Source organism: Novosphingobium silvae, from assembly GCF_009856825.1.
Classification (GTDB): domain Bacteria; phylum Pseudomonadota; class Alphaproteobacteria; order Sphingomonadales; family Sphingomonadaceae; genus Novosphingobium; species Novosphingobium silvae.
Genome location: NZ_WVTD01000009.1, coordinates 156,185 through 165,509, shown reverse-complemented (window position 1 = coordinate 165,509; position 9,325 = coordinate 156,185). Strand labels below are relative to the sequence as shown.

The following is a 9,325-nucleotide window of genomic DNA, read 5'->3' as shown; positions in this document are numbered from 1 at the left end:
GAAAACGCGCTGATCTTCGCCCTCGTCGGCCAAGTCGCAGCCGAAGCCGGCGTGCTGCTGATCATCATGTCTGCGGGGCCGGGCTGAGCGCCGTCCCGAAAAATCGACTTCGGCAGCGGGCTGCTAACTCACTGTTCGAGCAAAGGAGCATCATTCATGCGCAAGTTCACCAAGCTGCTCGCCCCGGCTCTCGTCGCCGCCCTCGGCCTGTCGGCAGTCGCACCGGCCATCGCGGAGGCGGCACCCCGCCACGAGGCCGCACGCTACACGCCCCACCGCAATTACGACATCCGCTCGGACATCAGGGGTCTTCGCAGCGACATCGATCGCGCCGCATCGCGCAGGACGATCTCGCAGCGCGAAGCCACCGGCCTGCGCCGCGACGCCTCGGAGATCCAGCGCCTGTATACGAGCTACGCGCGTGGCGGCCTGAGCTCGAACGAGATGCGCACGCTCTCCAACCGCGTCAACCGGGTCTACACGGCCTTGAGGATGGAACGGCACGACTACGACCGTCGTCGCGGCTGATCGGGTGCCTATCGAAGGAGGCGCTTTCCACGAAGCGCCTCCTTCCTACCACATGAAATTTTATGTCGTCGCCCGAGCATCATTCAATGCAAACGATCAAGCATGGTGCGCTCAGCGGCTCTTCGCCCTTGAATTGCGCTCGGTGCAGGCCTAATCGCGCCCCATCATGACAACCGCACCGCGCACTCTCTACCAGAAGATCTGGGACGCCCACGTCGTCGACGCACGCGACGACGGCACCTGCCTCATCTATATCGACCGGCACCTCGTTCATGAAGTGACGAGCCCGCAGGCTTTCGAAAGCCTTCGCGTGTCCGGCCGTCCGGTACGGCGCCCCGACCTCACGCTCGCGGTTCCCGATCACAATCTGCCTACCACCGCTCGCCTCGATGCGAATGGCAATCGCATTCCCATCGCCGACGCGCAGAGCGCGCAGCAGCTCGCCGCATTGCAGAAAAATGCGCCGGAGTTCGGCATCCGCTATATCGGTGACACCGACCGCGAGCAGGGCATCGTCCATGTTGTCGGCCCGGAACAGGGCTTCTCGCTGCCTGGCGCCACGATCGTGTGCGGCGACAGCCACACCGCCTGTCACGGCGGGATCGGCGCGCTCGCCTTCGGGATCGGCACCAGTGAGGTAGAGCACGTCCTCGCCACGCAGACGCTGCTGCTCAAGCGCTCGAAGACCTTCGAGGTACGTGTCGAGGGCAAGCTGGGCGCAGGCGTCACTCCCAAGGACGTGGTGCTCCACATCATCGGCATGGTCGGCACCGCCGGCGGCACCGGCCACGTGATCGAGTTCCGGGGCAACGTGTTCGAGGAGATGACCGTCGAAGGCCGCCTCACCGTCTGCAACATGGCGATCGAGGCGGGCGCGCGCGCGGGTCTGGTGGCGCCGGACGAAACGACCTTCGCCTACGTGAAGGGGCGTCCCTATGCTCCTGCGGGCGAGGACTGGGACAAGGCGGTCGCCTGGTGGAAGAGCCTGGCGACGGATCCGGGCGCGGCCTACGACAAGTCCATCCATATCCGCGCCGAGGATATCCAGCCCACCGTAACCTGGGGCACCAGCCCGGAAGATACCTCTAGCATCGGCGGCGTGGTCCCCGCGCCCGAGGACTTCGCCGACGCGTCCAAGCGGGACGCGGTGAAGGTCAGCCTCGAGTACATGGGCCTCACACCCGGCACCCGTCTCACCGACGTGGAAGTGCAGAACGTCTTCATCGGCAGTTGCACCAACAGCCGCATCGAGGACATTCGTGCAGCGGCCGAGGTGCTGAAGGGCCGCCACAAGGCCGACAACGTCAAGTGGGCGATCGTCGTGCCGGGCTCGGGCCTGGTAAAGCAGCAGGCCGAGGCCGAGGGGCTGGACCGGATCATCATCGACGCAGGGCTTGAATGGCGTGAGCCGGGCTGCTCGGCCTGCCTTGCGATGAACCCCGACAAGGTCCCGGCCGGAGAGCGCTGCGCCTCCACCAGCAACCGCAATTTCACGGGTCGCCAGGGTCCGGGCTCGCGCACGCACCTGATGAGCCCGGCAATGGCCGCCGCCGCCGCGGTTACCGGCAAGCTGACTGACGTGCGCGATCTCGTTCCTGAACTGACCAGCGCCAACTGAGAGGATCTCCCATGTCTGACAACACCGATACCTCGCTGGCCGGCAAGGCCGCTCTCGCAGCCGGTGCCGCCATCGGTTCGGCCGCCGTCGCCGCAGCCCTGCTCTTCGTGAAGCGTCGCAGCGATCGCAAGAAGGCCGAGGCTCAGCCACCGAAGACCGGAACCGCGCCTCACTTCCCCAGTGAAACCGACTGATGCAGCCGATCAATCATGTCGCCGGAAAGGCGATCCCCTTCGGTCGCAAGAACGTCGACACCGACGTCATCATCCCGGCGCACTGGCTCAAGACGATCACGCGCGAGGGTCTGGGCCAGGGTGCGTTCGAAGCGGTGAAGAAGGAGCCCGGCAACGTCTTCACGGACCCCGCCTACGCGGATGCGCCGATCATTATCGCGGGCGACAACTTCGGATGTGGATCTAGCCGCGAACATGCCGCCTGGGCGCTGCTCGACATGGGCGTGACCTGCGTGATCGCGCCGAGCTTCTCCGACATCTTCTCGGGCAATGCCTTCAAGAACGGCATCCTCACCGTCGCGCTGCCGCAGGAGGCGATCGACCGCCTCATGGAGGTGGCGCAGGAGCAGCCCATCGACATCGACCTCGACACCCAGACGGTCACCACGCCGTTCCAGGATCGGTTCCCGTTCGACATCGATCCTTTCCGCAAGCACTGCCTGCTGAACGGCCTTGACGAAGTGGGACTGACGATGGCCCAGGGCGACGCCATCGCCACTTATGAGGACAAGGCCCGTTCGACGCTTCCGTTCCTCGCGAAGACACCCGCAAGCGTGGATTGAGGGGGAGAGTGTTGCGCAAGGGCGCAGCGCCTCCTACCCCTTGCGCAATGAGCTACGTCCATCTCGCGATCGCGATTGCCAGCGAAGTCGTCGCGACCTCGTTCCTCGCAAAATCGGAAGGCTTCACCCGGCCCGTCCCGACGCTGGTCATGGCGGTCGGCTATCTCATCGCGTTCTACTTCCTCTCGCTGACCCTGCGCCACATGCCGACCGGTGTCGTCTATGCGATCTGGTCGGGCGCCGGGATAGTGCTCATCGCTGCGATTGCCTGGGCGTTCCAGGGCCAGAAACTTGACGGCGCGGCAATTGCCGGGATCGCGATGATCCTTGGCGGCGTGCTCGTCATCAACCTGTTCTCATCCACGGCCGGGCACTGATCGCGAAGGACGAGGTGTCGAATCGGGATTGAACCACGGGGTTCCTCAACGTATCGGCAGAGCGAGATCTGCGCGCCGTGCCTGCGGAGCGCCACCAGTCGAGGGTGCCTGATGACGAGTTTTGAAGATCGCGAGCACGCGGGAGGCCCCGGGTTCGCGCACGACGCGGACACGCTGTTTCGCATCCAGGCCCGTCGCAATCGTCTCGTGGGGGAATGGGCAGCGGAGCGGATGAAGCTTTCGCAGGCCGAGACCGACGCCTACGCCAAGGCCGTGGTGCAGGCCGACTTCGAGGAAGCCGGCGACGAGGACGTCATTCGCAAGCTGCTCGGCGACCTGACCGCGGCCGGCGTCGACACCAGCGAGAGCGAGATCCGCGCCGCGCTCGAAGCCAAGCAGGTCGAGGCGCGCCGCGCCTTCCTGGGCTAAGGAGATACCGAAATGGGCATGACCGCCTCCGAAATCGAAACCCTCATCCGCGCCGCCCTTCCGGACGCCGAAGTCACCATCACCGACCTTGCCGGCGACGGGGACCACTATTCCGCGCACGTCGTTTCCTCCGCATTCGCCGGGAAGCCCCGGGTTGCCCAGCACAAGCTGGTCTACGAAGCGCTCGGCGGACGGATGGGCGGCGTGCTCCACGCCTTGCAACTCACCACCGCCGTCCCCAACTGACGTCGCATACTATCTAAGGGTTCAACTGAAATGTCCGACGTCAACGCCCGTATCGGCGACATCGTAAACAGCAACGACATCGTCCTTTTCATGAAGGGCACGCCGCTGTTTCCTCAGTGTGGCTTTTCAAGCCGCGCCATTGCCATTCTCGACCACCTCGGCGCTCCTTACGAGACTGTCGACGTGCTGCAGGACATGGAGATCCGTCAGGGTATCAAGGCCTACTCGGAGTGGCCCACGATCCCGCAGCTCTACGTCAAGGGCGAGTTCGTCGGCGGCAGCGACATCATGATGGAGATGTACGAGGCGGGCGAACTGCACCAGCTCATCGCCGACAGCGGGATTGCCGTGCAGGGCTAACCCCTCCTCAAGGTACAAGATTGAAAAAGGCCCGGGGGGGAAACCTCCGGGCCTTTTCTGATTCGTGGCCCGCAGGAGCGGATCGGCGCCAGTCCTCATGCCGGAACATGCTGAGGCGTGCTCGGCCAAGATCAGAGGGTATTGGGAGTACCGGGGAGGCAGGGCCGGGAGACAATCCGGCCCCGCCTCTATCGAGACTGCTCTCGGGGTACAAATACGTATAAGCATGACCCGTGCCAGTTTCAGATAATTGCCGAAAATTGGGCACTCTGGCCGGTCTTGCAAAACCCTCGGGCCGGTACTTGTAAATTTGTCCGACACTTTAAGTTCTGATTTCGCCGGTGCGGCGGAGTTTCTCCTTGCCGCATCCGGCGAGTCCGGCATCATCCGCCAATGATAGCCACCGCTCCGTCCGACCAGCCCATGCCCATGACCGGGCCCAAGGTAATCCCCGCAGCCACGGTGGTGATCTTTCGGCATTCTGCATTCGGCGGCGCGCCTGAGGTGCTGATGGTCCAGCGCGCGAAGGAGATGCGCTTTGCAGGCGGTGCGGCGGTGTTCCCGGGGGGCCGGGTCGATCCGGCGGATCGCGAACTCGCACGCCGGTTGCTCCCGGACGAGCCGGAGGAAATCGCCGCGGCCCGTATCGCGGCCATTCGCGAGACGCTGGAGGAAACGGGCCTCCTGATCGCCGCGCGCCACCCCGTCGCTGCGCAGGAAGCGGCTGCCGCGCGGGCACTCCTCCTGCAGACGGGCAGGCTCGATACCGTGCTCGATCGCTTCGGATGGGAGCTTGATCCCAATGCCCTCACGTTCTTCGCACATTGGTGCCCCTTGTGGGACAAGGCCTTCGATACGCGCTTTTTCGTGACCGATCTCGGCACAGGCGCGGTTGATATCGCCGTGGACGAGACGGAGAATACCCGCCTGTTCTGGGCAACCGCCGGCGATGCGCTGGAGATGGCGGACCATGGGGAGATTTCGGTGATCTTCCCGACGCGCCGCAATCTCGAGCGGCTTGCACAATACGGCTGTCACGACGATGCGCTTGCCGACATCGCCGCCCACCCCGTTGCGCGCATCCATCCGAGCCTGGAGGAGCGGGACGACTGCCAGTGGCTCGTCATCGCCGAAGGGCATGGCTACCCCGTGCTCGGCCAGCCTAGAGAGACCGCCCAACGCGGCTGAGAACGCAAAAGGCGCGGCGGCTCCGCACGCAATCCTGTTAGAGTGCTTGCCGGGTTGCGGCGTTGCTTTCCCGCCGGATCGACGCATGAGCGTCGCAATCGTGAAACAATCGGTTCCTAGGCGCCCCATAGGGAACCGCTGTCCTTGGCGCTCCCGGGGACAAGCTGCCGATGACCGCGAACAGAACTGATGATGGCAGAGCGATCTCTGCGCTCGGTCGCGAAGGGCGATTTCTCGCCTACTCCTCCGGCAATTTCGGGAAGGCGCTGGTCTTTGCAGGAGCGGACCTGACCATCATGTTCCTGCTGACCGACCTCGTCGGCCTGTCGCCGGCGATGGCCGGTACGATGATGCTGCTCGCCATGGCCGGCGATCTCGTGTTCGATCTCGTGGCTGCCCGTCTCGTCATCAGGCTCCGCGCGGCGGGGCGCGGCTATCGCTGGCTGGTGGTTGCCGGTGCCCTGCCCTGCGCGATCGCGTTCGCGCTTCTCTATGCGATGCCCGCCAGCGGTCTTGGCAGCGGCTGGATGCTGGCGCTTGCCCTTCTCGTGTTCCGCGGGGCCTATGCCGTGATCGACGTGCCCCACAACGCGCTGATGGCCCAAATGACGGTCGACAGCCGCGCAAGAGGGCGTGTCTCGGGCTACAGGCTGCTTTTCAGTACGTTGAGTTCGCTGGCGGTCGCACTTGTCCTTGCCCCTATGGTGCAACACGCCGGACGCGCGCGCGCGTTTGATCTGCTGGCTGCCGCCGGTGCGCTGGCGGCGGCCCTTTTCGCCCTGACCATGATCGTGTGCGCCGCTGCATCGGGTGGCAGCGACGACCGCACCCCGGCAGCAAGCGCAGCGAGGGACGGCATCAGCGTGCCTTTGGGCAATAGGCTGGTGCTTGGCATGGGGCTGCTGGCTGTGGTCACCGGTTTCGCAGTGCCAACGTTCGGGCGAATGATCCTATACGTCTGCACATATGTCGTGGGGCAGGAGGATCTGGCCAGCACCCTGCTCCTCGCGGTGACGATCGGGCAGTTCGTGGGCGTGCTGGCGTGGACAGCGCTGACCGCGTCTGTCGACAAGAGCCGCCTTCTTGCGATGGGCCACATCGTCAGTGCCGTCGGCATGGCGCTTTTCGCGCTGTGCCTGGGCGTTCCCGCTGCGCTGCCCGCCTGCGCGGCGTTGGCAGGGTTCGGCTTCGCAAGCGTCTACATGCTTCCATGGGGCCTGCTGGCCGACACGGTCGACTTCGTCGCCTGGCGCCATGGACGAAGGTTGGAGACCGGACTTTTCGCCTTCTATCTTGTTGCGGTCAAGGCCAGTGGCGCCGCGTCGACCGTCACCATCGGATGGATGCTCGGCTGGCTCGGCTACATACCCGGTCAGGAACAGAGCGCGCAGGTGGAAAACGCTATGGTGGCGCTGGGACTTGGCGTCCCTGTCGCAGGATGCCTGGCCGCGGTGGCGCTTCTCCGCCGCTTCGACATCGGCCACAGGCGTCATGACCGCGTGCTCGCAGCGCTGGAGCGCCGGAACACGCGATCACGGCGACCCGATCAGTCCGGCGCGGAGCCGGTCTCGGGATTGAAGTTCGGATTGGTGAAGTCGATCGGAGAAGGCTCGACCCTGGCCGGTGCCACGGCACTTTCCGCCCAGGCCCGGCAGAGCATGTCGCGCAGCATCGCGGCCCCCGCAGCCGTGCGCTCGTAGACCATCTCACGCACGTCCTCGTCTGCAAAATCTGCAAAGCGAGCCCGCTTTTCCAGTTCGAAGACCCGCCCCACTTTGTCGCCGGATTCGTTAAGGTAGGCCAGCACGGCCTCGAACATGTCGCCCGAAGTCCGTCCCGGCTTGCCGATGCGGGGCGCGATGTCGGCCACGGTGAGCTTCATGCCGTCAACGAATGCGCTTTCGAAACGCCCATGGACGCTGCGGTCCGTGGTGTAGCCATGCGGGTTTGGCCCGCGCCAACCATCGCTGCTCACGGAATCGTGCATCGGGTTGGCTCCGTCGCCGATGTAGTGGCCAAGCCGGATGACATCGAACGCGCAATGCTGCTCATGCAAGGCGGCGTCGCGGCCTTCCGCCCGTGCCTTGCGGACCTGCCGCATGCACACCACGATCCTGTCGTACGCCTCGATCGCGGCATAGGGCAGCGTTCCGGTCCAACGCACGTTGGTGCGCGCCGCCGTTGCCGGGTCACTGTCCTTGATCGTCTCGTAGTGCTTGTAGAGAGCGATGACGAATTCGTAGCGCGAGCGGGGAATGGGCTTCAGGAACGTGAACTGTTCCCGAAACCACCCATGGTTGGGGTCCTCCTCGATCTTCGAGAAATTCTCCGAGTCACCGCGCCAGCTATCGGGCAGGAGCGAGGAGGCGCCGATATAATCCTCATACTTGCGCAGGAAGATCGGGCCATCCTCGGGGATCGCCTCGATAGCCGCGCGATCGATCACGGTGTGCGCGGTGCCTCCCCAGGCATGGGCCGTGCCCGGGATCGTCGCCATGGTCACGGCTGCAGCCGCTGCAAGAAGGAAAGTGCGCATGGAGGGCCTCCGGTTGGCAGGACTTGCGTACCTCTCGTCCGCCGTGGGCAAGAGCGTCATGGATCTAGCGGATCTCGCGGATCGATGCGGGCTGACAGGGCAGAGGGGCGAAATTCCAGTTCAGTGGGCGACATCCTGCGGCCGATCTTCCCCGGTTCGTAGCCCAGTTCCTTGAGGTTGCGCTGAACGAACTGCGGGCTTTCAATCGAGGCGCTCTGGCCAGGGTTGCACACGATGATCGCGTCACGCTCGAGCGGGGCGCCCATCGCGATCAGCAGCCGCGTCGCGTTGCGCAGGTTGGTGGTCGTGTGGCGGGCGTAAGGCTCGATCACGATGGCGTCTGCGGGAACGCCGTAGCGCTCGATCAGGGCCGCACGCATCTGTTCGGCCTCGGCGAACCGCGTGGCGCGAGGGTGGGCCCGGCCGCCGGTGACGATGATGAAAGGCACGTCGCCCGCGGCGAAGCGCTGGGCGGCAAGGCGCAGGTGGTACTTGCCGAAGGGGCTGAGCGCCATCCCATCCACTTCCGGGCCGACGCCGGTGACGATCATCGCGCTGTAGCGGAAGCGCGCCCAGTCGATCCCGCGCGCGCGTTTCATGGCCGGAGCGTTGAGGCCGCCCGGCAGCGGTTCGTAGCCGATCGCATCGGTCCGGTCGCTGCCGTCCAGCAGCGCGAGCGCGAATTCCACGCTTGGGTCGAGCGCCTGGACCGAGCCAGCACGAACCGTCTGCGAAAGCCACGAGGCCGCCTGCAGGCGCGAGCGGGTCTCTTGCGGGTCGATCGTGCCAGCACCATCGATTTCCGGATAGGGCGGAACCTGTCCCAGGCCAAAAGTACGCACGATCGCGTTCACGCCCGCGATTTCCCGCTGCGCCTGCGCCGCCGCACCGTCGTCCGCCTGTCCATCCGGAAGGGTTGCGGGCAGGGCCGCGGCGAGCACGTGCGTTTCGCCATCGGTCCACACCATGGCCTGCGCGACGCATCCAAGGTCTGCTCCGCACGCCTGCCGCCGGTCGTAGCGCGCCCGCAGCATGGCGCCCACCTCTTCCCGGGACTGCAGGGCGCTCATCGCCTGCGGATTGCGTCCCAGTGCGTCGAGCAGCGGAAACAGGCGTTTGGAAAGGCTCTCCGCCACGGTGTCCCTGGCAGGTCCGGCAGCGGCCCCGACGTTGATCGGGGCCGCCAGGGACAACGCTGCAGCAGCAATGGCGACCATGCGTGCCTGGCTGCTCCTCATCGCTCCCCC

The 9,325-nt window shown here is 65.4% G+C and carries 11 protein-coding genes and 1 pseudogene; 10 read left to right on the top strand and 2 right to left on the bottom strand.

The features are described 5' to 3' along the window. Positions 1-156: 156 nt before the first annotated feature. From GR702_RS13460 to GR702_RS13415, 10 genes and pseudogenes are all read left to right on the top strand, one after another. On the top strand, positions 157-528 hold the full coding sequence (locus tag GR702_RS13460; protein WP_160986399.1) for a hypothetical protein: 372 nt from the start codon (positions 157-159) through the stop codon (positions 526-528). A 166-nt stretch (positions 529-694) separates the two neighbouring features. After that, positions 695-2,146, top strand: coding sequence for a 3-isopropylmalate dehydratase large subunit (leuC, locus tag GR702_RS13455; protein WP_160986398.1), 1,452 nt, complete (start codon positions 695-697; stop codon positions 2,144-2,146). An 11-nt stretch (positions 2,147-2,157) separates the two neighbouring features. Beyond that, a complete protein-coding gene (locus GR702_RS13450) occupies positions 2,158-2,340 on the top strand; it encodes a hypothetical protein (protein WP_160986397.1) in 183 nt (60 codons plus the stop codon). Next, a complete protein-coding gene (gene leuD / locus GR702_RS13445) occupies positions 2,340-2,942 on the top strand; it encodes a 3-isopropylmalate dehydratase small subunit (protein ID WP_160986396.1) in 603 nt (200 codons plus the stop codon). The genes GR702_RS13450 and leuD overlap by 1 nt, the downstream gene beginning before the upstream one ends. 47 nt (positions 2,943-2,989) lie before the next feature. Continuing rightward, positions 2,990-3,319, top strand: a complete 330-nt coding sequence (locus GR702_RS13440) for a DMT family transporter (RefSeq protein WP_160986395.1) — start codon at positions 2,990-2,992, stop codon at positions 3,317-3,319. Positions 3,320-3,430: 111 nt separating this feature from the next. Further along, complete coding sequence (locus GR702_RS13435; protein WP_160986394.1) at positions 3,431-3,748, top strand: DUF1476 domain-containing protein; 318 nt, start codon at positions 3,431-3,433, stop codon at positions 3,746-3,748. Positions 3,749-3,760: 12 nt separating this feature from the next. Then, positions 3,761-3,994: a BolA family protein gene (locus tag GR702_RS13430; protein ID WP_160986393.1), complete on the top strand. Its 234-nt coding sequence runs from the start codon at positions 3,761-3,763 to the stop codon at positions 3,992-3,994. A 30-nt stretch (positions 3,995-4,024) separates the two neighbouring features. Continuing rightward, positions 4,025-4,354 carry a Grx4 family monothiol glutaredoxin gene (gene grxD, locus GR702_RS13425; protein WP_160986392.1) on the top strand — a complete coding sequence of 110 codons (330 nt, stop codon included), beginning with the start codon at positions 4,025-4,027 and terminating at the stop codon, positions 4,352-4,354. 393 nt (positions 4,355-4,747) lie between these two features. Beyond that, complete coding sequence (locus GR702_RS13420) at positions 4,748-5,542, top strand: NUDIX hydrolase (protein ID WP_160986391.1); 795 nt, start codon at positions 4,748-4,750, stop codon at positions 5,540-5,542. Positions 5,543-5,712: 170 nt separating this feature from the next. After that, positions 5,713-7,011 (top strand): annotated as a pseudogene (locus GR702_RS13415) (MFS transporter); the annotation flags it as partial. 77 nt (positions 7,012-7,088) lie between these two features. Here the strand turns inward: GR702_RS13415 and GR702_RS22335 are convergent. Both GR702_RS22335 and GR702_RS13410 read right to left on the bottom strand, forming a co-directional pair. Continuing rightward, positions 7,089-8,078: a phospholipase C/P1 nuclease family protein gene (locus tag GR702_RS22335; protein ID WP_237449700.1), complete on the bottom strand. Its 990-nt coding sequence runs from the start codon at positions 8,076-8,078 to the stop codon at positions 7,089-7,091. Between the two features lie 56 nt (positions 8,079-8,134). Then, entirely contained in the window at positions 8,135-9,316 is a 1,182-nt protein-coding gene (locus GR702_RS13410) for a YdcF family protein (protein WP_202408249.1), read from the bottom strand. Positions 9,317-9,325 lie beyond the last annotated feature (9 nt).

Excerpts from the sequence above, each read along its gene's own strand:
- GR702_RS13435 (WP_160986394.1), top strand. The coding sequence starts at position 3,431 with ATGACGAGTTTTGAAGATCGCGAGCACGCGGGAGGCCCCGGGTTCGCG.
- leuD (WP_160986396.1), top strand. The coding sequence starts at position 2,340 with ATGCAGCCGATCAATCATGTCGCCGGAAAGGCGATCCCCTTCGGTCGC.
- GR702_RS13440 (WP_160986395.1), top strand. The coding sequence starts at position 2,990 with ATGAGCTACGTCCATCTCGCGATCGCGATTGCCAGCGAAGTCGTCGCG.
- GR702_RS13460 (WP_160986399.1), top strand. The coding sequence starts at position 157 with ATGCGCAAGTTCACCAAGCTGCTCGCCCCGGCTCTCGTCGCCGCCCTC.
- GR702_RS13430 (WP_160986393.1), top strand. The coding sequence starts at position 3,761 with ATGGGCATGACCGCCTCCGAAATCGAAACCCTCATCCGCGCCGCCCTT.
- grxD (WP_160986392.1), top strand. The coding sequence starts at position 4,025 with ATGTCCGACGTCAACGCCCGTATCGGCGACATCGTAAACAGCAACGAC.
- GR702_RS13450 (WP_160986397.1), top strand. The coding sequence starts at position 2,158 with ATGTCTGACAACACCGATACCTCGCTGGCCGGCAAGGCCGCTCTCGCA.
- GR702_RS13420 (WP_160986391.1), top strand. The coding sequence starts at position 4,748 with ATGATAGCCACCGCTCCGTCCGACCAGCCCATGCCCATGACCGGGCCC.
- GR702_RS13410 (WP_202408249.1), bottom strand. The coding sequence starts at position 9,316 with ATGAGGAGCAGCCAGGCACGCATGGTCGCCATTGCTGCTGCAGCGTTG.
- GR702_RS22335 (WP_237449700.1), bottom strand. The coding sequence starts at position 8,078 with ATGCGCACTTTCCTTCTTGCAGCGGCTGCAGCCGTGACCATGGCGACG.
- leuC (WP_160986398.1), top strand. The coding sequence starts at position 695 with ATGACAACCGCACCGCGCACTCTCTACCAGAAGATCTGGGACGCCCAC.